The 22,607-nt window shown below is 69.2% G+C and carries 20 protein-coding genes; 11 read left to right on the forward strand and 9 right to left on the reverse strand.

Features of this window, described 5'->3' with window-relative positions; all coding sequences use genetic code 11:
* Window positions 1-10: 10 nt before the first annotated feature.
* The 3 genes from ACZ4FV_RS01850 to typA form a co-directional block, all read right to left on the reverse strand.
* Window positions 11-1,774 (reverse strand): ABC transporter substrate-binding protein, encoded by a 1,764-nt coding sequence (locus ACZ4FV_RS01850; RefSeq protein ID WP_395870457.1) that lies wholly within the window; start codon window positions 1,772-1,774, stop codon window positions 11-13.
* Between the two features lie 134 nt (window positions 1,775-1,908).
* The gene (locus tag ACZ4FV_RS01855) at window positions 1,909-2,952 is read right to left on the reverse strand and encodes an ABC transporter permease (RefSeq protein ID WP_395870455.1); all 1,044 of its coding nucleotides are present in this window, start codon (window positions 2,950-2,952) and stop codon (window positions 1,909-1,911) included.
* A 324-nt stretch (window positions 2,953-3,276) separates the two neighbouring features.
* Window positions 3,277-5,142, reverse strand: coding sequence for a translational GTPase TypA (gene typA, locus ACZ4FV_RS01860; RefSeq protein WP_395870453.1), 1,866 nt, complete (start codon window positions 5,140-5,142; stop codon window positions 3,277-3,279).
* A 201-nt stretch (window positions 5,143-5,343) separates the two neighbouring features.
* Here typA and ACZ4FV_RS01865 point away from each other — a divergent pair, with 201 nt between their 5' ends.
* The 5 genes from ACZ4FV_RS01865 (at window position 5,344) to ACZ4FV_RS01885 (ending at window position 10,440) form a co-directional block, all read left to right on the forward strand.
* On the forward strand, window positions 5,344-6,153 hold the full coding sequence (locus ACZ4FV_RS01865; protein WP_465321591.1) for a hypothetical protein: 810 nt from the start codon (window positions 5,344-5,346) through the stop codon (window positions 6,151-6,153).
* 291 nt (window positions 6,154-6,444) lie between these two features.
* The gene (locus ACZ4FV_RS01870; protein WP_395870449.1) at window positions 6,445-6,768 is read left to right on the forward strand and encodes a hypothetical protein; all 324 of its coding nucleotides are present in this window, start codon (window positions 6,445-6,447) and stop codon (window positions 6,766-6,768) included.
* A 4-nt stretch (window positions 6,769-6,772) separates the two neighbouring features.
* Window positions 6,773-7,594 (forward strand): hypothetical protein, encoded by an 822-nt coding sequence (locus ACZ4FV_RS01875; RefSeq protein WP_395870448.1) that lies wholly within the window; start codon window positions 6,773-6,775, stop codon window positions 7,592-7,594.
* Window positions 7,595-7,753: 159 nt separating this feature from the next.
* Window positions 7,754-9,682 carry a fumarate reductase/succinate dehydrogenase flavoprotein subunit gene (locus tag ACZ4FV_RS01880; protein ID WP_465321592.1) on the forward strand — a complete coding sequence of 643 codons (1,929 nt, stop codon included), beginning with the start codon at window positions 7,754-7,756 and terminating at the stop codon, window positions 9,680-9,682.
* A complete protein-coding gene (locus tag ACZ4FV_RS01885; RefSeq protein WP_395870444.1) occupies window positions 9,682-10,440 on the forward strand; it encodes a succinate dehydrogenase/fumarate reductase iron-sulfur subunit in 759 nt (252 codons plus the stop codon). The genes ACZ4FV_RS01880 and ACZ4FV_RS01885 overlap by 1 nt, the downstream gene beginning before the upstream one ends.
* Window positions 10,441-10,476: 36 nt before the next feature.
* Here the strand turns inward: ACZ4FV_RS01885 and ACZ4FV_RS01890 are convergent, their stop codons facing one another.
* The 3 genes from ACZ4FV_RS01890 to ACZ4FV_RS01900 form a co-directional block, all read right to left on the reverse strand.
* Window positions 10,477-10,959 carry an HIT family protein gene (locus ACZ4FV_RS01890; RefSeq protein ID WP_402233961.1) on the reverse strand — a complete coding sequence of 161 codons (483 nt, stop codon included), beginning with the start codon at window positions 10,957-10,959 and terminating at the stop codon, window positions 10,477-10,479.
* A 152-nt stretch (window positions 10,960-11,111) separates the two neighbouring features.
* Entirely contained in the window at window positions 11,112-13,565 is a 2,454-nt protein-coding gene (locus tag ACZ4FV_RS01895) for a SpoIIE family protein phosphatase (RefSeq protein ID WP_395870437.1), read from the reverse strand.
* A gap of 24 nt (window positions 13,566-13,589) precedes the next feature.
* Window positions 13,590-14,114: a (deoxy)nucleoside triphosphate pyrophosphohydrolase gene (locus tag ACZ4FV_RS01900; protein ID WP_395870435.1), complete on the reverse strand. Its 525-nt coding sequence runs from the start codon at window positions 14,112-14,114 to the stop codon at window positions 13,590-13,592.
* A gap of 127 nt (window positions 14,115-14,241) precedes the next feature.
* Between ACZ4FV_RS01900 and ACZ4FV_RS01905 the strand changes: the two genes are divergently transcribed.
* Entirely contained in the window at window positions 14,242-15,285 is a 1,044-nt protein-coding gene (locus ACZ4FV_RS01905; protein ID WP_402233958.1) for a CE1 family esterase, read from the forward strand.
* A gap of 54 nt (window positions 15,286-15,339) precedes the next feature.
* Here the strand turns inward: ACZ4FV_RS01905 and ACZ4FV_RS01910 are convergent, their stop codons facing one another.
* Complete coding sequence (locus tag ACZ4FV_RS01910) at window positions 15,340-16,359, reverse strand: acyltransferase family protein (RefSeq protein ID WP_465321594.1); 1,020 nt, start codon at window positions 16,357-16,359, stop codon at window positions 15,340-15,342.
* Between the two features lie 220 nt (window positions 16,360-16,579).
* Between ACZ4FV_RS01910 and ACZ4FV_RS01915 the strand changes: the two genes are divergently transcribed.
* A complete protein-coding gene (locus ACZ4FV_RS01915; RefSeq protein WP_395870429.1) occupies window positions 16,580-17,533 on the forward strand; it encodes a 4-hydroxy-3-methylbut-2-enyl diphosphate reductase in 954 nt (317 codons plus the stop codon).
* Between the two features lie 204 nt (window positions 17,534-17,737).
* Here the strand turns inward: ACZ4FV_RS01915 and ACZ4FV_RS01920 are convergent, their stop codons facing one another.
* Both ACZ4FV_RS01920 and ACZ4FV_RS01925 read right to left on the reverse strand, forming a co-directional pair.
* Window positions 17,738-18,274: a DUF6542 domain-containing protein gene (locus ACZ4FV_RS01920; RefSeq protein WP_402233954.1), complete on the reverse strand. Its 537-nt coding sequence runs from the start codon at window positions 18,272-18,274 to the stop codon at window positions 17,738-17,740.
* A 318-nt stretch (window positions 18,275-18,592) separates the two neighbouring features.
* Entirely contained in the window at window positions 18,593-19,135 is a 543-nt protein-coding gene (locus ACZ4FV_RS01925; RefSeq protein ID WP_465321595.1) for a hypothetical protein, read from the reverse strand.
* 135 nt (window positions 19,136-19,270) lie between these two features.
* Between ACZ4FV_RS01925 and ychF the strand changes: the two genes are divergently transcribed.
* The 4 genes from ychF (at window position 19,271) to xseA (ending at window position 22,475) form a co-directional block, all read left to right on the forward strand.
* A complete protein-coding gene (ychF, locus tag ACZ4FV_RS01930) occupies window positions 19,271-20,344 on the forward strand; it encodes a redox-regulated ATPase YchF (protein WP_395870423.1) in 1,074 nt (357 codons plus the stop codon).
* Window positions 20,345-20,480: 136 nt separating this feature from the next.
* On the forward strand, window positions 20,481-20,762 hold the full coding sequence (locus ACZ4FV_RS01935) for a type II toxin-antitoxin system Phd/YefM family antitoxin (RefSeq protein WP_395870422.1): 282 nt from the start codon (window positions 20,481-20,483) through the stop codon (window positions 20,760-20,762).
* Entirely contained in the window at window positions 20,759-21,013 is a 255-nt protein-coding gene (locus tag ACZ4FV_RS01940) for a Txe/YoeB family addiction module toxin (RefSeq protein ID WP_395870420.1), read from the forward strand. Before ACZ4FV_RS01935 ends, ACZ4FV_RS01940 begins: the two co-directional genes overlap by 4 nt.
* 250 nt (window positions 21,014-21,263) lie before the next feature.
* Window positions 21,264-22,475 carry an exodeoxyribonuclease VII large subunit gene (gene xseA / locus ACZ4FV_RS01945; protein ID WP_406296936.1) on the forward strand — a complete coding sequence of 404 codons (1,212 nt, stop codon included), beginning with the start codon at window positions 21,264-21,266 and terminating at the stop codon, window positions 22,473-22,475.
* Window positions 22,476-22,607 lie beyond the last annotated feature (132 nt).

The raw sequence follows: 22,607 nt of genomic DNA on the forward strand, positions 1-22,607 counted from the left end.
CTGACGGCTACTACTTGACGAAGACGTTGTGCAGGTCGATCGCACCGTGGATGTTCAGCCCGGCACCACCGATCTGCGGGCCGTAGACGAGACGGTGCCGCTGGTACAGGTACGGGATCGTCGGCACGTCTTCCATGATCTTCTGGTCCAGCTTCATCCACTCGACCGCCTGCTGGTTCACGTCCGTGATCTTGAGGATCCGGTCGATCTCCGTGTTCACGCTCGGGTTGTTGTACTGCGAGTAGTTCTCGCCGTCGTCGACGACCTTGCGACCGTCGAAGACCGGGGTGTAGACGGTGGCGCCGGTCGGCCAGTCCGCGCCCCAGCCGGCCCAGTACAGGTCGCAGGGGGTGTCCAGCTTGCCGATGACGTCGTAGTACTCCTTGTCGGAGATCTCCTTGCGCTCCATCTGGAAGCCCGCCTTGTTCAGCGAGTCGATGATGGGCAGCGCGCGCTCCTGCTGGGTCTTGGACGTGGTGAAGCAGAAGACGACCTTCTGGCCGACCTTGCCCGCCGCTTCCAGCATCTGCTTGGCCTTGGCCTGGTCACCGTCCGGCGGCAGACCGTCGAACAGGCTCTTGTACGGCGCGAAGCCGAGTTGGGTCACCGAGGCGAGCGAGTTCGCGAAGTCGCCCGCGGTCGGGCCGCCTTCGGCCAGTCGGGCCGAGTTGCGCGGGAACGCGGTCAACATCGCCTTGCGCACGTTGACGTCGGTGATCCGCTTGTTGTTGATGTCCCAGCGGTTCGTGTACGGGCCCACGGCGTCGGTGACCCGGTTCTTGAGCGCCGGGTCGGTCGCGATCTGCTGCGCGAAGTTGGCGTCGGGGCGCTCGTTGAGGGTGAACGCGGCGGCGTCACTGCCGGCCGCGGCGGTCAGCCGCTGGAACTGCTGCGGAGCCGCGACCCCGAGTTCGAACTTGAACTGGTCCACGTACTGGTGCCGGATCGCGTCGGTCGCCGGGTCCCAGTTCGTGTTCTTGTCCAGGATCAGGGCCTTGTCCGGCTCGTGCGTGGTGATCTTGTACGGACCGCTCGCGAACGGCTTGCGGTCGTTGTCGTCCTTGGTCTCCTTCGCCTTCGGCATCGGCGAGGAGGTACCCATGGCGACCGCGAACGGGAAGTCGGGGTGCGCCTCGGTCAGCTTGAAGATGATCGTCTTCGCGTCCGGCACCTCGATCTTGTCCGGACCCAACTCCTTGCCGTTGAACGGGCCTTCGTACACCTCGAAGTAGTTCTCGGTGCCCGTGAGCCACTGCTGCACCCACTTGGGGCCCTGGTTGTAGGCCTTGTGGAAGGAGCGTTCCACCCCGTACTTGACGTCCGCCGCGACGATCGGCGTGCCGTCCTCGTACTTGAGGTTGTCCTTCAGGGTGAACTTCCAGGTCTTGCCACCGTCGGTGGTGGTGCCCGGGTCCGTGGCCAGGTCGCCGACGAGCGTGGTCTTGTCGCCCTCCTTCTTGTAGAAGGTCAGGCGCCGCGAGACCAGTTCGGAGATGGTCATCAGGTTGCTGACGTACGCGCGCTGGGGGTCCAGGTGCGCGAAGCCGCTGCGGTTGAGGACGCCGGCCACGCCGCCCTTCTTGGCACCGGGGATCTCGGGGGCGGGCCCCTTCGAATCGGCGGCCGTGCCCACCGAGACGGCCGCGGTCTTGGCCTGCGGCTTGCCCTGCTCTTCCTTCTCGTCCCCGCCGCCGCTGCTGCACGCGGACGCCGAGACCGCGAGGGCCCCCACTGCGAGCAACGCGGCGAACCGGTGCTTCCCGGTCGTTGTCATGTAATCCCCTCATCAAGAAATCCGGGTTGACCCGGCTGGTGCCTTACGGCATGCAAGGAAGTGCCAGAAGCAGACGCGAAGGCCGTGACGGAACGCGGTTTATGCGCGTCGACCAGGGACGTGACCACGCCCCCTCATCGGTTGGCCTTGGGGTCCAGCGCGTCGCGGACCGAGTCGCCGAAGAGGTTGAAGGCGAGTACGAAGATCACCATCGCGGCGGCCGGGAAGGCCATGTACGTGACGTCGCTCTGCATGTTCTCGAAGCCCTTGTGGATCATCCGGCCCCAGTCGGGGGTCGGCTCCGTCATGCCGACGCCGAGGAAGGAGAGTGCCGCCTCGGTGGTGACGTAGGTCGGCACCTCGATCGTCGCGACGATCAGGATCGGGGTCCACAGGTTGGGCAGCAGCTCGCGGAAGATGATCCGCCTGGAGCTCGCGCCGCTGATCTTGGCGGCTTCGATGAACTCGCGCTCGCGCATCGACAGCACCTGCCCGCGCAGGATGCGGGCGATCCGGCACCAGCCGAAGAGCGACAACACGATGATCAGCGCCGTGGCCCGCAGCCAGGTCGGCGTGGTCTCGCGGTCGCTCACGAACAGCGCGAGGGCGATCGGCGTGAAGGCGATGAAGAACAGCTGCGACGGCATCGCCAGGAGGGTGTCGATGACCCGACTGATGACGTAGTCGGTCCGACCACCGAGGTAGCCGGCCGTGATCCCCAGGATGGTGCCCATGATCGTGACGATCAGCACCACGATGACCGCGAGCAGCAGGGACGTCCGGATGCCGTAGACGAGTTGGGTCAGCACGTCCCGGCCCAGCGTCGGCTCGATGCCGAACCAGTACTCCCCGGACATGCCACCGTTGGGCGCGATCGGGAACCCGCGGGAGTTGAGCAGCCCGGGCTCGGTCTGGCCGTAACGCGTGTAAGGGTTCTTGCCGTACAGCTTCGAGATCAAGGGCGCGGCAAAAGCGATCACGAAAAAGAAAACCACTATGGCCGTCGAGACCATACCGATACGATCCTTGCGAAAGCGCCGCCATGCCAGTTGGCTCGGCGAACGCCCCACGATCTCTTTCGGTACGGCGCCGACGCCCGTTTTGTCGAGCATCGCGCCGGGTTCCCCTGAAGCCGGGGGTCCGCCCGCTTCCGGGACCAGCTGGGGTTGCATGGTCATTGCCGCAAATACCCCCGAGGTGAGGTCGGGTTCGACCGAGTGCCGTTTGGTTTGGTGGCCGCACGGACTCTCGCAACCCAATTACCCGGACGTCAAGAGGCAGTCAGAGTAAACCTTGAAACGAAAAGTAATTAACATTTACGTTTCCTTGAAAGTTCGAAGTTGATCGATTACTGATCGAATATTTCGCGCACATAGCCAACATAACGAATATAACCGGGCAAAGATATCGACTTGGTCTCAGCATGCGAAAAGCCGGTGACCTGCGGATTCGACCGCAGGTCACCGGCTCGTTTCGGGTCGCCGACGGCGACCGTCAAATGATCAGCGCTTGGCACGCGAGGCCGAGCGGCCGCGCTCCTTCTGATCGAGAACGACCTTGCGGATGCGCACGGTCTCCGGGGTCACCTCGATGCACTCGTCCTCGCGGCAGAACTCGAGCGCCTGCTCCAGCGACAGCTTGCGCGGCGGGATCAGCTTCTCGGTCTCGTCGGAGGTCGACGAGCGCATGTTCGTGAGCTTCTTCTCCTTGGTGATGTTGACGTCCATGTCGTCGGCGCGCGAGTTCTCGCCGACGATCATGCCCTCGTACACCTCGGTGGTCGGCTCGACGAACATCTGACCGCGCTCCTGCAGGTTCATCATCGCGAACGGCGTCGCGACACCCGCGCGGTCGGCGACCAGGGAGCCGTTGTTGCGGGTCCGGATCTCGCCGAACCACGGCTCGTAGCCCTCGTGCACGCTGTGCGCGATGCCGGTGCCCCGGGTGTCCGTGAGGAACTCGGTGCGGAAGCCGATCAGGCCACGCGCGGGCACCACGAACTCCATCCGGATCCAGCCGGTGCCGTGGTTGGTCATGGTCTCCATGCGGCCCTTGCGGGACGCCAGGAGCTGGGTGATCGCGCCGAGGTACTCCTCCGGCGAGTCGATGGTCAGCCGCTCCACCGGCTCGTGGATCTTGCCGTTGACCTCGCGGGTGACCACCTGCGGCTTGCCGACGGTGAGCTCGAAGCCCTCCCGGCGCATGGTCTCCACCAGGATCGCCAGGGCAAGCTCGCCGCGGCCCTGGACCTCCCACGTGTCGGGACGCTCGGTGGGCAGTACGCGCAGCGACACGTTGCCGACCAGCTCGCGCTCCAGGCGGTCCTTGACCAGGCGCGCGGTGACCTTGTGGCCCTTGCCGCCCTTGCCGACCAGCGGCGAGGTGTTGGTACCGATGGTCATCGAGATCGCGGGCTCGTCCACCGTGATCAGCGGCAGCGGACGCGGGTCCTCGGGGTCGGCGATGGTGTCGCCGATCATGATCTCCGGGATACCGGCGATCGCGATGATGTCGCCGGGACCGGCCTCCTCGGCGGGCTTGCGCTCGAGCTGGTCGGTCATCAGCAGCTCGGTGATCTTGACCCGCTCGATGGTGCCGTCGTGCCGGCACCACGCGGCCTGCTGACCCTTGCGGATCGTGCCCTGGTGCACGCGGCACAGCGCGATCCGGCCGAGGAAGTTGGATGCGTCCAGGTTGGTCACGTGCGCCTGGAGCGGCGCGCCCTCGTCGTACTCGGGGGCCGGGATGGAGTCCAGGATGGCCTGGAAGAACGGCTCCAGGCTGTCGCTGTCGGTGGGCACGGTGCCGTCGGTGGGACGCACCAGGGTGGCCACACCGTCCCGCGCGCACGCGTAGACGATGGGGAACTCGATCTGCTCCTCGGTCGCGTCCAGGTCCATGAACAGCTCGTAGGTCTCGTCGACGACCTCGGAGATGCGCGAGTCGGGACGGTCGACCTTGTTGATGCACAGGATGACCGGCATCTTCGCCGCGAGCGCCTTGCGGAGCACGAAGCGGGTCTGCGGAAGCGGGCCTTCCGAAGCGTCGACGAGCAGCACGACACCGTCCACCATCGACAGTCCGCGCTCCACCTCTCCGCCGAAGTCGGCGTGGCCGGGCGTGTCGATGATGTTGATGGTGACCGTGGGGCCACCGTCCTTGGGGTGATAGGCGACGGCGGTGTTCTTCGCGAGAATGGTGATGCCCTTCTCGCGCTCCAAGTCGTTGGAGTCCATCACCCGATCGTCCATCTGGTGGTGGGCACTGAACGTGCCCGCCTGCTTCAGCATGGCGTCGACGAGGGTGGTCTTGCCGTGGTCGACGTGGGCGACGATGGCGACGTTGCGGATGTCATGGCGCGTGGGCACGGCTGCGTGTCTCTCGGCTTCAGTCGGGGATGCTACGGACGGGCCGGCGACCGCGAGCCTCCTCAGCCGCGCGATAAGCGTCGCGCGAACCGGCCTGCCTCCTCGGCGCCAAGGTCAATCGTACGGGGAGGAGCGTCCCGCGCTCGGTCCCGGCGCCCGCCGACCGCCGTTCGAAGGCCCCACAGGGCAGAATCCGTAGGTGTGAGCGAGTCTGGCGAGTCCTTCAACGAGCGCATCCGCAAGCGGTGGTCCCGACGGGCCGCCGACCGGCAGGACGGGACCTTTGGGCCCGTTCCATCCGATATGGCGGCCGGTGAGACACCCCCATCGTCCGATCAGGGCACCCCGGCGGGGCGGGCCCGGCTGCTGTACGAACGGGCCACCGAGGCGTATCGCGACGGGGATGTCGCAATGGTCGAACAATTGGCCGATCTGATTCCCGAGGGGCCCGAAAGTGAGCCCTATCGCACTTTCGCACGGGTCCAGGCGCTCGAGGCGCACGCCGACGACGCCGCCGCGGCGGCGGTCGCCCGGGCCTACCTGGACCGGATCGGACCGAGCCACCCGGCCTGGGACACCGCCCGCGCGCTGTTCGGCGAGGTGATGGTGCAGGCGCTGATCATGGGCACGGTGCCGCTCGCGGACAACCTGGCCGCCGCCGAGGAGGCACTGCGCAAACCCGGTGATTCCTACCTGCATCCCTCCGGTGCGACCATCCGGCTCGAATCCGAGGACGACGAACCGCTGCTGATGGTGTTGCACGGAAACGCGCCCAAGGCGGTACGCGCCGCCAAACGCCTGGTGGCCACCGAAAAGCGTTCGTCGCGCGCCGGGCACGCCGACGCGTTGTGCACTTTCGCGCTGTGCGTGTGCGCCGAGGGCGACATCGTCGCCGCGCGCGAGGCGCTCGCCGAAGCGGAGCGCATTCTTCCCGGCCGGCCGCGAATCGGCGCGACCCGTACCCGGGTGGAATCCAGCCCGGCGGCCACGATGCGCATCGAGGACCGTTAAGCCTCGCGAAGATCGTTAAACCTCGTCTTTCCCGCCCGTCGCGGAGATCCTCGAACCCCGTTCGTCCTGATCACCGGAATTCGATCTTGTTCCTCGAAGATCGAATTCCGGTGATCTTTTCGTCGTTGATCATGTTTTCCCGATCTGTGACCCATCAGATCCTCGAAACACTTTCCATCGATTGATCGTTCGCGCCAGACTGCCGACGATCCCACCTCGGGAATCAATGGCAAGTCCGCAACACCATCCCCATCCCCCGGCCCCGACGACGTGGCGCCGGAAAAGCAGGAGGTGAGCGCGATCTTGACGAATCGGGCGCAAGAGGACCTGGCTCTGGCCAGGCGCAGGCTCGACGATCTGGCACGCGCGGTGCGCGCTCTGCGCCGCACGCTCGGCGACACGTACGGCGTCCGCAGGCTCGGCGACGACGTGGACCGGGCGCGGAGCAGTCTCGGCTTCCTGGCCGAGACGGTCGCCGAGAGCGAACCGGCGGTCGTTCCCGTCCCGACGCCGACCGAAGTGATGTCCGACCTGCCTTACGACCCGGTCCTCTTCGCGGACGCGGACGACGAAGGCGTGGGTGGCATGCGACCGCCCCGCCGCACAGGAAGGTGACGTCTTGGCTACAGGGACGACGGGACCCGCCGGCGGTACCGGCACCAACGCGCCCGGCCGGGCACAGATCCAAGCCCGGCATCTGCGCACGGACCGCTGGTGGCTCTCGCCCGCGGTGACGGTGTCCATCCTGTCCGCGTTCATCGTCTATTCGACCTGGCGCGCGTTCGCGAACGACGACTACTTCGCCGAGCCGTACGTGTCGCCGTTCTACTCGCCGTGTCTGGCGTCCAAGTGCGACAGCATGCCGATGAGCGCGAACGCGCCACTGTTCGGCGACTGGTGGGGCCTGTCCCCCGCGCTGCTGATCCTGATCTTCCCGCTCGGCTTCCGACTGACCTGCTACTACTACCGCAAGGCCTACTACCGGGGCTTCTGGGCGTCGCCGTCGGCGTGCGCGGTCCCCGAGCCGCGCGGCTCGTACTCGGGTGAGACCCGGTTCCCGCTGATCGTGCAGAACATCCACCGCTACTTCTTCTGGTTCGCCACGATCGTGGCGGTGATCCTGTCCTGGGACGTGCTGATCGCGTTCCGCGACGAGCACGGCGCCTGGGGGCACATGGGGCTCGGCACGCTGGTGCTGCTCGCCAACGTGTTGCTGATCTGGGCGTACACGCTTTCCTGCCACTCGTGCCGGCACATCGTCGGCGGCAAGCTCAAGCACTTCTCCAAGCACCCGGTGCGCTACCGCTTGTGGGGTTTCGTCAGCAGGCTCAACGGCCGGCACATGGAACTCGCCTGGGCCTCGCTGTTCAGCGTCGCACTGGCCGATCTGTACGTGTACCTGGTCGCGAGCGGCGCCTTCGACGACCCCCGCTTCTTCTGAGCGCGTCTGCTCCGAGCGCGCTCGCGCAAGCTTCGCCGGTTCGAGCGCGCCTGTTCCGAGTTCGCCCGCCTGGAGCGGCGACTCACCCCCGTGTAAACGCTCCCAAGCCCGAGCATCACCGGAAACACCCCGGCCCAGCCCAGTACAGGAGTGGCACTCGTGTCCGAAGTGGAACGTCATTCGTACGACGTGGTCGTGATCGGCGCGGGCGGCGCCGGGTTGCGGGCCGCGATCGAGGCCCGGATGCGCGGCCTGCGCACCGCCGTCGTCTGCAAGTCGCTGTTCGGCAAGGCCCATACCGTGATGGCCGAGGGCGGGATCGCCGCCTCGATGGGCAACGTCAACTCGCAGGACAGTTGGAAGGTGCACTTCCGCGACACGATGCGCGGCGGCAAGTTCCTCAACCACTGGCGGATGGCCGAACTGCACGCGAAGGAAGCCCCGGACCGGGTCTGGGAGTTGGAGTCCTGGGGCGCGTTGTTCGACCGCACCGCGGACGGTCGGATCAGTCAGCGCAACTTCGGCGGCCACGAGTATCCGCGGCTGGCACACGTCGGCGACCGCACCGGTCTGGAGCTGATCCGTACCCTCCAGCAGCAGATCGTCGCCCTGCAACAGCAGGACGAGCGCGAGTTCGGCGATCCCGAGGCACGACTGAAGGTCTTTCAGGAGTGCACGATCACCCGCCTGTTGACCGTCCCGGACGCGGGTTCCGAGGCCGGCACCCGGATCACCGGCGCGTTCGGCTACTGGCGCGAGTCGGGCCGCTTCACGGTGTTCGACGCGCCGGCCGTCGTGCTGGCCACCGGCGGGATCGGCAAGGGCTTCAAGGTGACCTCGAACTCGTGGGAGTACACGGGGGACGGGCAGGCCCTCGCGTTGCTCGCGGGCGCGCCGCTGATCAACATGGAGTTCGTCCAGTTCCACCCGACCGGCATGGTCTGGCCGCCGTCGGTGAAGGGAATCCTGGTCACCGAGTCGGTGCGCGGGGACGGCGGAGTGCTGCTCAACTCCGAGGGCAGGCGCTTCATGTTCGATTACATCCCGGACGTGTTCAAGGAGAAGTACGCCAAGTCCGAGGCCGAAGGCGACCGTTGGTACAACGACCAGGAGAACAACAAGCGCCCGCCCGAGTTGCTGCCCCGGGACGAGGTCGCCCGTGCGATCAACTCCGAGGTCAAGGCGGGCCGGGGGTCGCCGCACGGCGGGGTGTTCCTGACCGTGGTCGGCCGGATGGCCGGCGGGACCGAGGAGATCCGCCGCAAACTCCCGTCGATGTACCACCAGTTCAAGGAACTGGCCGACGTCGACATCACGGCCGAGGCGATGGAGGTCGGGCCCACCTGCCACTACGTGATGGGCGGGATCGCGGTGGATCCGGACACCGCCGCGACGCCGGGCGTGCTGGGCCTGTACGCGGCCGGTGAGGTCGCCGGCGGCATGCACGGCAGCAATCGGCTCGGCGGGAACTCGCTGTCCGACCTGCTGGTGTTCGGCCGTCGGGCGGGCGAGCACGCGGCGCGCTATGCCGAGGAGATCGGCGAGGCGCGGCGCGAAGCCGCCCAGGAGCAGATCGACGCGGCCGCCGCCGAGGCGCTCGCGCCGTTCGCGGTGGAAAGCGCGGAGAACCCGTACACGGTCCACCAGGAACTCCAGCAGACCATGAACGACCTGGTCGGCATCATCCGCAAAGAGAGCGAGATGACCGAGGCGCTGGGCCGCCTGGAGGAGCTCAAGGCGCGCGCGGCCAAGGCGGGCGTGGAGGGCCACCGGCAGTACAACCCGGGCTGGCACCTGGCCCTGGACCTGCGGAACATGCTGCTGGTCTGCGAGTGCGTGGCGCGCTCGGCACTGGAACGCCAGGAGAGCCGGGGCGGGCACACCCGCGACGACTTCCCCGGGATGTCCGCGCAGTGGCGTCGGGTGGTGCTCGCGTGCTCGATCGTCGACCCGGACGCGGAGCACCTGTCCGTGGCCCTGACCCGGAGCGAGGCCGTACCGATGCGTGCCGACCTGCTCGAACTCTTCGAGCGCGACGAGCTGAAGAAGTACCTGACCGACACGGAACTTCCCGGGGAGGACGGCTGATGTCCTACAAGGCGGACTTTCGGATCTGGCGCGGCGACGAGGCCGGCGGCGAGCTGTGCGACTTCAAGGTCGAGGTGAACGAGGGCGAGGTGGTCCTCGACATCATCCATCGCCTGCAGGCCACCCAGGCGCCGGACCTCGCGGTGCGGTGGAACTGCAAGGCGGGCAAGTGTGGTTCGTGCAGCGCCGAGATCAACGGCCGGCCCCGGCTGTTGTGCATGACGCGGATGAGCACGTTCACGCCGGAGGAGGTGGTCACGGTCACCCCGATGCGCACGTTCCCGGTGATCCGCGACCTGGTCACCGACGTGTCGTTCAACTACGCCAAGGCCCGGCAGGTGCCCTCGTTCACGCCGCCGCCCGGCCTGGAGCCGGGCGAGTACCGCATGCAGCAGGTCGACGTCGAACGCTCGCAGGAGTTCCGCAAGTGCATCGAGTGCTTCCTGTGCCAGAACACCTGCCACGTCATCCGTGACTTCGAGGACAACAAGGCGGCCTTCTCCGGCCCGCGCTTCCTGATGCGGATCGCCGAGCTGGACATGCACCCCCTGGACGTCGCGGACCGGCAGAAGGCCGCCCAGGAGGAGCACGGCCTGGGCCTGTGCAACATCACCAAGTGTTGTACGGACGTGTGTCCGGAGAACATCCACATCACCGACAACGCGCTGATTCCGATGAAGGAGCGGGTCGCGGACCGCAAGTACGACCCGCTGGTGTGGCTGGGCAACAAGATCCGGCGACGGGGGTCCGGGGACTGAGGGGCGGGACGACGCTCGGCCCAGAGCCTCGCGTCGTCACCTGGGCCGGCCGGAAATCGCCGGTCGGCCCAGCACCGCGCGCAGAGCGTCGGCCAACGCGTCCATCCGCTCGGCCGCGACCCGCTCGCCCTCCGGACGCCCGAGCATCGCAAACGCGCGCGGCCCGCGCAGCTCCGCCACCGAGTCGGGCGGTCGCGGCACGATGTGGAAGTGCACGTGCGCGAACCCCTCGCGCTCGGCGAACTGCGCCACATAGGTCTTCGTGCAGCCGGTCACCTCGCGCAACGCCCGCGCGAGGGCGACCTGCCAGGTCCCGAGCGTGAGCGCCTCGGCCTCGGTCAACTCCGCGATCGACTCGACATGCCGCCGAGGAACCAGCACCAACCACCCCTCGAGCGCACTGTCGAACGCGTGCGCCACCCGCCAGTGCGCGTCGAACGCGACCCGCTCCCGCGTCGGCAACTCCGCGAACAGCGCCTCCTGCTCGCAGGAGTGGCACCCGGCCGCACTCGATCCCATCCGGCGGTCCCCCTCGATTACGCCCCGGACGACGTGCCGTCGTACGGCACATCAATGAACCGGACGGCGGTTCCGCCGATGGCGGGGCCATTGTTTGTTGTCGACCGGCGCGGCCGGCCGTGTCGATTGTCCACGGCGTCGATCGGCAACGGCTACTCCGGCAAAGGCAGTTCGAACCAGACCGTCTTGCCGTGGCCGGACTTTCGGCTGCCCCAGCGTTCGGCGAGTTGGTTGACGAGTTGCAGGCCGCGGCCGCCCTCGTCGGTGTCCTCGGCCTCACGCATGCGCGGAAGGGTGGTGCCGGCGTCCGCGACCTCGCACAGCAGGGCCCGGCCGCGCAGCAGGCGCAGTCGGATCGGGCCCGCGCCGTAGCGCAGCGCGTTCGTGACGAGTTCGCTGACCAGCAGTTCGGTGATGTCGACCAGCGCGTCCAGGCCCCACTCGGTGAGGGTCTTGCGGCTGAGTTCGCGGGCGCGGGAGACCACCGCGGGTTCGGCCGGCAGCCACCAGGAGGCGACCGAGTCCTCGGCGAGCGCGTCCAGGCGGGCCACGAGCAGGGCGACGTCGTCGAATCCCGGCTCCTCGTGCACGTCCGCGACCACCTTGTCCGCGGTCTGCTCGAGGGTGCCCAGGGGGCCCGCCACGGCAGTGCAGAGCAGGTCGATGCCGACGTCGAGCGAGCGATCACGGGTCTCCACCAGGCCGTCGGTGTACAACACCAGGGTGCTGCCCGACTCGACCGCGAAATCGCCCTGTTCGAAGCCGAGGCCGCCCACCCCCAGCACCGTCCCGGGCGGGTTGTCGACCACGCGCGGCCGGCCGCCCGGCGGTACCAGGACCGGCGGCATGTGCCCCGCGCTGGCGAACTCGCAGGTGCGCGCCACCGGGTCGTAGACCACGTAGACACACGTCGCGTAGTGCAGCTCGCCCAGGCCCACCACGATGTCGTCCAGGTGCCCGAGCACCTCGGCCGGCGGCAACTCCAGGCCCGCGAGCGTGCGTACCGCGGTGCGCAGTTGGCCCATCACCGCCGCCGCGTGCACGCCGTGGCCCATCACGTCGCCGACCACGAGCCCGATCCGGCCGCCGGACAGCGGGATCACGTCGTACCAGTCGCCGCCGACCTCGGTCACCGAACTGCCCGGCAGGTAGCGGTGCGCGACCGCGATGCCCGGCAGCGTGGGCAGGTTCTGTGGCAACAGGCTGCGCTGGAGCATCACCGCGGTCTCGCGCTGGTGGTGGTACAGCCGCGCGTTGTCCACCGAAACGGCCGCGCGCGAGCCCAGTTCGGTGGCGAGCGTGAGGTCGTCCGGGTCGAACGCGGGTCGGCCCTCGCCGCGTCCGAGCAGCATCGTGCCGAGCACCACGCCCCGGGCGCTGAGCGGCACCACGATCATCGTGTGCAGGCCCAGCGCGCGGGCGGCCTCGGCCCGGCCGGGATCGTGGATCAGCTCGTCGTACATGTCGTCCTGCACGTTGCGCATCAGGTACGAGCCGCCCGTGCGCAGACATCGGCCGAACGTCGAGTCGGCCGCGTAGACCAGGGTGCTGCCCTGACGGAGCAGTTCGTCGGTGTATCGCCCCGGGCGCGCGCCGCGCGAGGCCACACGTTGCAGGCGGGCCTTCTCGGCGTGCGCGCCGGGCGGGATCTCCTCGCCCTGCACGATCGCGTCGAGCAGGTCCACCGCGGCCAGGTCGGCGAAGCCGGGCACCACCGACGCGGTCAGCTCCTCGGCGATCCGGGGGATGTCCAGGGTGGCGCCGAGTCGGGTGCCCGCCTCGTTCAGCAGCGCGAGCCGCTTGCGCGCGGCGTCCACCTTGACCATCGCGTAGTGCCGCTCGGTCACGTCGATCAGCGAACAGCTGATGCCCAGGATCCGGCCGCCGGGCGCCTCCAGCCGGTTGTACGACATCGACCACACGGTGCGCGGGCTGCCGTCGGTGGGGATCGGGCCGAAGATCCGCGAGTCGACCACGGGCTCGCCGGTCTCCAGCACCCGCTGCTGGATCGTGCGCACCCGCTCGGTGTCCATCCCGGGACGGACCTCCTCGAGCCGGCGCCCGATGTGTTCCTCCACGGGCAGCCGGTTGATCGCGGCGAGCGCGTCGTTGACCGCGACGTAGCGCAGGTCGGCGTCGAAGATGCCCACGCCGATCGGCGACTGGTCGAACAGCGCCTCGCGGATCGCCAGGTCGGCCTCGACCTTGCGCACCACCGTCGAGTCCATCGAGGTGATCAGGACGAACCGGTTCCCGGCCAGGTCCTCGGCGAAGGCCGCGCGCGACTCCACCGTGCACAGCGTGCCGTCGCCCCTGCGCATCGTGTACGAGCCGGCGAAGACGTCCGCACCCGCGACGGCCTGCCCCGTGGCGGCCTCCTGCGCGGCGGTGAACGGCGGATGCACCAGGTCGACCGCGCGGGCTCCGAGGATGTCCTCGCGTCGATAGCCGAACAACTGCTCGGCGGCGGCGCTCCACATCACGATCCGACCCTCGGCGTCGAGCACCCACGTGGCCGACGGGACGAGATCGAACAGGGAACCGGGCGCCGTGGATCGCCGGGTCGCGTCCCCCGGATTCCGATCGGCTTCTCGGCGCTGCTCCATGGACGGCGGATCCCTTTGTCGCTGCTACTCCGGACCGTTTTCCCGGTTGATCACGTTCTCAAGCCCGGCCGCCGGGTGCGGCCGAGTCGACCCGACAGGTGTTCTCGGCGGCATTTCGGGGCCTGTGGACCGCTTCTCCGACTCGGCCGCGACCGGTTTCGCGAGCACCTTCGCGACCAGTTCCGCGGCCGGGCGATCGGGGGCCAGCCAGTCGAGCCCGGACACCTCGCCGGAGCCGAGCCAGCGCAGCGCCGAGTGGTCCTGGAGCGCCCGGGGCTCGCCCGCGACCAGGTCGGCGAGCCACACGTGCAGCACATACCCACGCGCGAGCGGCCAGGCGCCGGGCAGCCGGCGTACCGGTCGCACCGTCGCGCCGAGCTCCTCGTGGCACTCCCGGACCAGGGCCGCGGCCTCGCTCTCGCCCGGCTCGACCTTGCCGCCGGGGAACTCCCAACCACCCGCCAACTCCGCCGGCGCGCTGCGGCACGCGGCGAGTACGCGCCCTCGGTGGAGGATCGCGGCGCCGACGACGATGCGGGTCCCGGTCATGGCGGACAACTCTACGTGCCGAGCGGTCGCCGTATGAGGCAACCTTGGACGGTTCGCGAACGTCTGTCTTCGGGGACATGCTCGCGAAACGGACCGGATCCGGACCCGGATCACCGAACGAGGTGGGGTGGCTGTGGCGGGATTCCGGTGTACCGGCCTGCGGGTGTGCCGGGTGCTCGCGGTGTTCGCCGCGGTCGCGGCGGTGCTCGCGGTGTTCGCGCTGGCCCGGTTGACGGCCCGCCAGGACGGCCCGGCCGCGGCGACCGGATCCGCCGCCGCGGACACCGGGTGCGACGGGCGGGACCGGCAGGGGTGGGTGGCCGTGCCGGTGTCCTTCTCCGGCGAGACCTACCGGGTCCAGGCGTACGTCCCGCGCAGCTACGACGGCGCCCGGCCGCGGCCGCTGGTGCTGAACCTGCACGGCAGCAACAGCACCGGCGCGGCGCAGATGGCGATCACCGGTCTGGGCGCGTCCGCCGAGCGCTACGGCTTCGTCGTGGCGATCCCGGAGGGCGGCCTGAGCTACCCCGGGACGACCGGCGGGCGGGCCTGGAACATCCCCGGTGTGCCGCTGTACGGCGGCCACCCGGCCGCGGTCGGCGGCCGGGACGAGGTCGGCTTCGTCGGCGCCACGCTGGACGCGCTCGACCGCTCGTTGTGCCTGGACGACCGGCGCGTGTACGCGACCGGATTCTCCGGCGGGGCGCGGATGACCTCGCTGTTGGCCTGCACGCTGAGTCGGCGGATAGCGGCCGTGGCGCCGGTCGCGGGCCTGCGCGCGGACGGCACCGACGGCGCGCGGCCGGCGCCGTGCCGACCGATCCGACCGGTCCCGGTGCTGACCTTCCACGGCCTGGCCGACCAGGCCAACCCCTACGACGGTGGGCGGGCGTCGCGCTGGACCTATTCGGTGACCGAGGCGGCGCGGCGCTGGGCGGCCGTCGACGACTGCCCGAGCACGGCGGTACGCACCCGCGTGTCCCGGCACGTCGAGCGCACGGCGTACACCGGCTGCGCGGGCGGCGCGGCGGTGGTCCTGTACACGCAGTCCGACGCGGGGCACACCTGGCCGGGCGCGGCGGGCACCGAGGTGCGCGGCTTCGGCCGGATCAACCAGGAGATCTCGGCCAATGAACTGATGTGGGCGTTCTTCTCCGAGTACACGCTGTGAGGGCGCGAGGAATGCCCGGGGATCGCGCGCGGCGGCACCCGGCCGGACCGCCGCTCAGGGCTTGGGCCGCAGCCGATCGAAGCCGCGCATGATCGCGCGATGCGCGGGACGTTCCACCAGCACCGTGAGCAGCCAGCCGAGCAGCACCGCCAGCACACCCAACGCGAGCAGTTGCCCCACCGCGCCGACGCCGTGGTCCTGGAGTCGGCGCATCACCACGTAGCCGATCGACTGGTGCACCAGGTACATCGCGTAGGTGATCCCGGCCGTCCACTGCAGCGCGCGACCCGCCCACGCGGGCACGCATCGGTCCCAGTCCGGCCCCAGCGCCGCGACGCAGATCGCGGCGATGCCCAGCACGAGTCCGACCGTCCAGGACGCGTGCCGGGTCTGGCACAGGTGCACGAACGAGCACGCGCCGAGCAGGAACACCGCGTGCGGGCCGCGGACGCGATGCCGTGACCACAGGTGCACCCCGATGCCGGCGACGAACAGGTGCACGCGGTAGAGCCCGAACCCGTCGTAGAGCGTGCGGAACGCCTCCGATTGCAGGTGCAGCCGGACCGGCAACAGGAACAGTTCGAGGCACAACACCAGCCACAACGTGCGCACCGTCGCGTCCCCGTGCACCCGGCGCGAGCGCCACAGCGCGAAGATCGCGGTGAACCACACCAGTTGCAGCGGAATCGTCCAGTAGGCCGCGTCCACATAGGTGTACGACTGCGGTTTCCAGTTCCAGAGCATGGCCAGATTGGCGAGCACGTCGCGCAGGTTCGGCGCGTACCATCCCGGCGGCGCGCACAGCCGCAGGAACAGCGACGTGCCGAGCACGCCGACGAAGAACGCCGGCAACATCCGCGCCATCCGGCCGACCCACCAGCGCACCACGTCGCCCTTGCGCAGCGAGACCGCCGCGAAGTAGCCGGACACGACCAGGAGCAGGCTCGCGCCCAACTGGTACGGAAAGACGAACGGACGCGCGGCCAATTCGGGATGCCACTGCCGGGCCAGATGGGTGCCGTGGAACAGCAGCACCAGCCCCACGAACGTCACCCGCAGCAGATCCCAGCTCACCCGGCGCCGCTTCGCGGACTCCGATCGACGCGACGTGTCGTTTCCGGGCCGTTCCGCTGAGCTGAAGGGCATCCGACGTCTTCCCGTGGACGGCGTGGGTGGACCTGGTCCTGTCCGGGGCGCGGCGCACCGACGGCCGGCCTCGACAAAGGACCCTATTACGCGCGCTTTGCCGCGCGGGCCCCGGTGGAGCACGCGTGGCCGCCCGTACGATGGACACATGTCGTCAACCAGCCGCGTCCTGCTCGCCGCCCCCCGGGGGTACTGCGCGGGCGTCGACCGAGCCGTCGAGACCGTCGAGAAGGCCCTCGATCTGTACGGTGCGCCGGTGTACGTGCGCAAGCAGATCGTGCACAACAAATACGTCGTCGAGACGCTGGAGAAGCGCGGGGCGATCTTCGTGGACGAGACGGCGGAGGTGCCCGAGGGCGCCACGGTCGTCTTCTCCGCCCACGGTGTGGCTCCCGTGGTGCACGAGGAGGCGGCGGCCCGTTCGCTGCGCACGATCGACGCCACGTGCCCGCTCGTGACCAAGGTGCACAAGGAGGCCGTGCGCTTCGCCGAGGAGGGCTACGACATCCTCCTGATCGGCCACGAGGGCCACGAGGAGGTGATCGGCACCGCCGGTGAGGCGCCCGATCACATCCACCTGGTGGACGGCCCCGAGGGCGTCGCGAACGTCGAGGTGCGCGACCCGTCGAAGGTGGCCTGGCTGTCCCAGACCACGCTGTCCGTGGACGAGACCATCGCCACGGTCAAGGAGTTGCGCAAGCGGCTCCCGCTGCTGATCGACCCGCCGAGTGACGACATCTGCTACGCGACGCAGAACCGCCAGGTCGCGGTCAAGCAGATCGCCGCCGAGTCGGACCTGGTGATCGTGGTCGGCTCGACCAACTCGTCCAACTCGGTGCGGCTGGTCGAGGTCGCGCTGGAGGCGGGCGCCCGGGCGTCGTACCTGGTCGACTACGCGGAAGAGCTGAAGGACGAGTGGCTGGAGGGGGTCGGCACGGTCGGCGTCACCTCCGGCGCGTCGGTGCCCGAGGTGCTCGTGGACGGCGTGCTGGCGTGGCTGGCCGAGCGCGGCTTCGGCGACGTGCACATTCACCGATCGGTGGAGGAGCGTCTGCAGTTCGCGCTGCCGCAGGAGCTGCGCCGGGACCTGCGCAACGCCTGAGGCCGCGCGTGCCGGTGGCGGGCGCGGGGTGCGTGATGTGGGCGACTTGTCGGTGACGGGCCGGTCCGAGGCATCGGACGGGCCCGTCGGCTTTTCGGCGCCCGCTCGGCTCTTTCGAGCGCACCCGCGAGCCTTTCGGCGCGCCCGGGGCCTTTTCGGCGTACGCGGACCCGCCCCGCGTATCGCGGGCTCGCGGGATTCGCGCTACGGGTGGTCGGCCGCGCGGCGTTTGACCAGGACGACGACGGCGGCCAGGGCGGTACCGCCCCACAGCAGACCGGCCTTGAAGGACAGCGCGGTGATCAGGTCCAGGCCCACCCGGGAGAGATGGCTCTCCTGCGTGTCGTCGCCCAGCAGGGTGCTCACGAGCACGACGGTCGTGGCGAACGCGATCGGCGGCGTGATGATCGCGGCGAGCCAGTCCTGGGCGCGCACCTTCCAGGCCACGAACACCGAGGCGACCAGGAACGCGAACCCGAACACGAATCCCAGCCGATCGGTGGCCAGGTGGTCGACGAGGCCGCCGAGCAGGGTGCCGCCGAAGCCGAACACGGCCGCACCGGCGGCGGTCAGGCCGCTGCCGGACGGGCGGTATCCGCCGGGCGCGCCGTTCGCCCGCCGCGAGGGGGCGCCGGGGCGACGAGGGTGGGGCCGAGGGCCGGTGCGCTCCCGGGGCGGTTCGCGGTCGGCGGGTGTCGAGGCCGGTGGAATCGGCGCGGACGAAACGGATCGACGGCGCACGGCGTCACCTCGTCCCGGCGCCGGCACGGGCGGCCTTTTCCGGGGGTTCCGGGTCGGTACGGGACGCGCTCCCGCTCGGCTGCGCTGTTCCATCCACCCAAGGTATTGCCGCATCACGGTCAAAACCGTCCAAGAACACGAAAAACCTCACTCCGCCCTGTCGAAACGTCCGCCCGGTCGCCGCTCACCTCGTCCTCGACCGATCTGTTTCCTGCCCCCGAATTCTCGGGTTCACCAGGGAGGACGCTTTCCCGGCCGGGATTGGTGGCAGTTCGGGCCGAGTAATTCACCCGGGTCGTCGGATGGGCGTGGCGTCGGTCACGCCCGGGCGCCGCTCTCCACCGTGTCCACGGCGTGAACCACCTCGGCGGTGCCGAGGACCTGGACCGGGATGGCGCGCGAGGCGGCGTACCAGCGCAGGTCCACGGCCAGGTACGGCAACATCTCCTTGCCCAGGAAGTTGATCGTGTGCTGCTTGCGGCCGCCGGCCCGCATCGCGCAGCGCACCACCGCGTAGCAGGGGCTGTCACCCGCGTTGGCCTTGAGCTTGACCTCGACCGAGGAGATCTCCTCCCAACGCAGGCCGCGCGTGCGGAACAGGCCGTGGAAGACCAGACCGTTGGGGCCGATCGAGAGCTTGCGGTACTGGTAGAGCGCGAAGCCGACGAGTACGAAGAGGCTGAGCCCGCCGTAGAGGGCCACGGCCACGACGGTCGGCAGTCCGAGGCCGGCCAGGTCGAAGAAGCCGAGCGCGATCGGGATGAACGCGGTGAACAGCAGGACGCGCATGGGCTTGGACTCCCACAGCACGCCGTCGATGAGCTGCCTGCGGTTGTGCTGGGTGTTCGAGGTGCGGCTCATCGATGTCCCCGTCGTTGAGTGGCCGGCGTACGAAACCAGGGATGCTACTGGCCACAGGCCACCACCTACACTTTCCGAAGGCGCTTGTATGTCCGCAGCGCGCCACATCGATCGCCGAGAAGCCAGGGAATCCAGTTGTCGCTCACCATCGGAATCGTCGGCCTGCCCAACGTCGGCAAGTCGACGCTTTTCAACGCCCTGACCAAGAACGACGTGCTCGCGGCGAACTACCCGTTCGCGACCATCGAGCCGAACGTGGGCGTGGTGGGCGTGCCGGACCCGCGTCTGGACAAGCTGGCGGAGATCTTCGGATCGGCCAAGAAGGTCCCGGCCACGGTCGACTTCGTGGACATCGCGGGCATCGTGCGCGGCGCCTCCGAGGGTGAGGGCCTGGGCAACAAGTTCCTCGCCAACATCCGCGAGTCGGACGCGATCTGCCAGGTCATCCGGGTCTTCACCGACCCGGACGTGGTGCACGTCGACGGCAAGATCTCGCCGGTCGACGACAAGGAGATCATCGAGACCGAGCTGATCCTGGCCGACCTGCAGACGATCGAGAAGGTCCTGCCGCGCCTGCAGAAGGACTCGCGCCTGCAGAAGGACAAGGTCGCGGTCGCCGCCGCCGTGGAGAAGGCCAAGCAGGTACTGGAGGCGGGCACCACGGTCTTCGCCGCCGGCCTCGACCCGGAGCCGCTGCGCGAGCTGCACCTGCTCACCGCCAAGCCCTTCCTGTACGTCTTCAACGTCGACGAGGACGAACTGGTCAACGAGGAGCTCAAGGACGAACTGCGCGAGCTGGTCGCGCCGGCCGAGGCGATCTTCCTGGACGCCAAGATCGAGTCCGAGCTGATCGAACTGGACGAGGCCGAGGCGCTGGAACTGCTGCAGAGCCTGGGCCAGGAGGAATCCGGCCTGTCCATCCTGGCCCGGGTCGGCTTCGACACCCTGGGCCTGCAGACCTACCTCACGGCCGGCCCCAAGGAGGCCCGCGCCTGGACCGTCGCCAAGGGCGCCACCGCCCCCGAGGCGGCCGGTGTGATCCACACCGACTTCCAGCGCGGCTTCATCAAGGCCGAGGTGATCGGCTTCGACGACCTGGTCGAAACCGGCAGCCGCGCCGAGGCCCGCACCAAGGGCAAGGCCCGCATGGAGGGCAAGGACTACATCATGCAGGACGGCGACGTGGTGGAGTTCCGCTTCAACGTCTGACCATCGCCGGTCGCCGCACCGGCACCGCACACCGTACGGGTCCGCCTTCTCGGAGGCGGGCCCGTCGCCGTTCTTCCGGCTTCGCCAATGAAAAGTGGTACGTTATTCGGTACCACTTGCCGAAAGGTGTGACGTCATGTCGATCACCGCGAGCGAGGCCCGCAGGGATCTCTTCCCGTTGATAAAGAAGGTCAACGACGATCACGAGGCCATCGAGATCGTCTCCAAGCACGGGAACGCCGTCCTCATCTCCGCCGAGGACTACGCGGCCCTGCGGGAAGGCTCCTACCTGCTGCGCTCGCCGGCGAACGCTCGTCGTCTGCTCAAGGCCTACGAGAACGCGCTGAGCGGCGGCAACGTCTCCGAGCGTGCGCTGGTCGACCCCGACTCGGCGAATGACGAGGTCGACACCGAGTGAGGCTCGTCTTCGAGGATCACGGGTGGGAGGACTACACCTCCTGGCTCAGGAACGACCGCAAGATGCTCGCCAGGATCAACAAGCTGATCGAGGATGTGCGGCGCGACCCCTGCACCGGGATCGGCAAGCCCGAGCCGCTCAAGTACCACCTGCCCGGCGCCTGGTCGCGGCGGATCGACGACGAGCACCGCCTCGTCTACCTGGTCGCGGACAGCGAGGTCGTTATCCTCGCCGCCCGCTATCACTACTGACGCCGGCCGAACTCGAGACGTCGAAGGCCCGTGGCCGGAGGCGGCCCGGACACCGTCCGGAGCCTCGAACACTCCGCCCACGGTGCCTTCCAGCATTCGCCGGAGCGGCACACACGGAGGGCCGGCTGCCCGCGGCGGCATCGCGATTCTCCTATCCCTGGAAACGCACGTGGGGGTCGATCTGTTGTGCGGGTCGCCGGCCTCGGCGCGCGTCGTCCCGGGCGGGCGGTGGGCCGGTTAGCCTCTGGGGATGGCTCTCACGACTTCCGCCGACGCGCCCCTGCCCGTGGCCGAGATCTCTCGGTTGATCGGAGGGTGGATCGATCGGCTGGGGGATGTGTGGGTCGAGGGGCAGATCACGCAGCTCAGTCGGCGACCGGGGGCGGGCGTGGTGTTCATGACGCTGCGGGATGCCGAGCAGGATGTGTCCATCTCGGTGACCTGCTATCGGAAGGTCTTCGACGCGGTCGGGGACATCGTGGCCGAGGGCTCGCGGGTGGTCGTGCACGCGAAGGCGGACTGGTATCGGGCACGTGGGACGTTGTCGTTGCGGGCCGCGGAGATCCGACCGGTGGGGATCGGCGAGTTGTTGGCCCGGTTGGAGCAGCTCAAGCGGGCGCTGACCGCCGAGGGGCTGTTCGATCCCCGGCACAAGCAGGCGTTGCCGTTCCTGCCGCATCGCATCGGCCTGGTCTGCGGGCGCGCCTCGGCGGCCGAGCGGGACGTGTTGGAGAACGCCAAGCGGCGTTGGCCGGCCGTACGGTTCGCGGTGCGCAACGTCGCGGTGCAGGGGGTGAGCGCGGTGTCGCAGGTGGTCGAGGCGATCCGCGCTTTGGACGCGGACCCCGACGTCGACCTGATCGTGGTGGCCCGGGGCGGCGGCAGTGTGGAGGACCTGTTGCCGTTCTCCAGCGAGGAGTTGGTACGGGTCGTCTTCGCCTGTACGACGCCGGTGGTGAGCGCGATCGGGCACGAGCCGGACTCGCCGCTGCTGGACCTGGTGGCCGACTATCGGGCGTCCACGCCCACCGACGCCGCGAAGCGGATCGTGCCGGACATCCGCGAGGAGATGCACCGGGTGCACCAGGTGCGCGATCGGGGGCGGCTCGCGCTGCGGGCCCGGCTCGATCGGGAGTACCAGGGGTTGCGGGCCGCCCGTTCGCGTCCGGTGCTGGCCGATCCGCAACGCATGGTGGACCTGCGCGCGGAGGAGGTGGCCGCCCTCGTGGACCGCTCCCGGCGCACCCTGCGCCACCTCCTGGACCGCGCCGAGAGTGACCTGGCGCACACCCGCGCGCGGGTCGTCGCACTCTCCCCCGCGGCCACCCTGGAGCGCGGCTACGCGGTGTTGCAGCGGGCGGACGGGCACGCCGTGCGCGATCCCGCGGAGGTGGCGGCCGGCGAGCGGTTGACCGCCCGGGTGGCGGCCGGACGCTTCGACGTGGTCGTCCCGAAGGACTGATCACCCCGGAGGCGCCCGTCGGCAAGCCCGTCACCGGCCCCGACTCGAACCCACCGGCGGCCCCACCGCCGAACCCACCGGCGACCGCCCCGGCCCGATCGCCACGCCCCATCACGCCACACGTCCCGCCTG

The organism is Embleya sp. NPDC025285, assembly GCF_055558835.1.

Excerpts from the sequence above, each read along its gene's own strand:
- ACZ4FV_RS01915 (WP_395870429.1), top strand. The coding sequence starts at position 16,580 with ATGTCGTCAACCAGCCGCGTCCTGCTCGCCGCCCCCCGGGGGTACTGC.
- ACZ4FV_RS01890 (WP_402233961.1), bottom strand. The coding sequence starts at position 10,959 with ATGGGATCGAGTGCGGCCGGGTGCCACTCCTGCGAGCAGGAGGCGCTG.
- ACZ4FV_RS01895 (WP_395870437.1), bottom strand. The coding sequence starts at position 13,565 with ATGGAGCAGCGCCGAGAAGCCGATCGGAATCCGGGGGACGCGACCCGG.
- ACZ4FV_RS01900 (WP_395870435.1), bottom strand. The coding sequence starts at position 14,114 with ATGACCGGGACCCGCATCGTCGTCGGCGCCGCGATCCTCCACCGAGGG.
- ACZ4FV_RS01855 (WP_395870455.1), bottom strand. The coding sequence starts at position 2,952 with ATGACCATGCAACCCCAGCTGGTCCCGGAAGCGGGCGGACCCCCGGCT.
- ACZ4FV_RS01850 (WP_395870457.1), bottom strand. The coding sequence starts at position 1,774 with ATGACAACGACCGGGAAGCACCGGTTCGCCGCGTTGCTCGCAGTGGGG.
- xseA (WP_406296936.1), top strand. The coding sequence starts at position 21,264 with ATGGCTCTCACGACTTCCGCCGACGCGCCCCTGCCCGTGGCCGAGATC.
- ACZ4FV_RS01935 (WP_395870422.1), top strand. The coding sequence starts at position 20,481 with ATGTCGATCACCGCGAGCGAGGCCCGCAGGGATCTCTTCCCGTTGATA.
- ACZ4FV_RS01885 (WP_395870444.1), top strand. The coding sequence starts at position 9,682 with ATGTCCTACAAGGCGGACTTTCGGATCTGGCGCGGCGACGAGGCCGGC.
- ACZ4FV_RS01925 (WP_465321595.1), bottom strand. The coding sequence starts at position 19,135 with ATGAGCCGCACCTCGAACACCCAGCACAACCGCAGGCAGCTCATCGAC.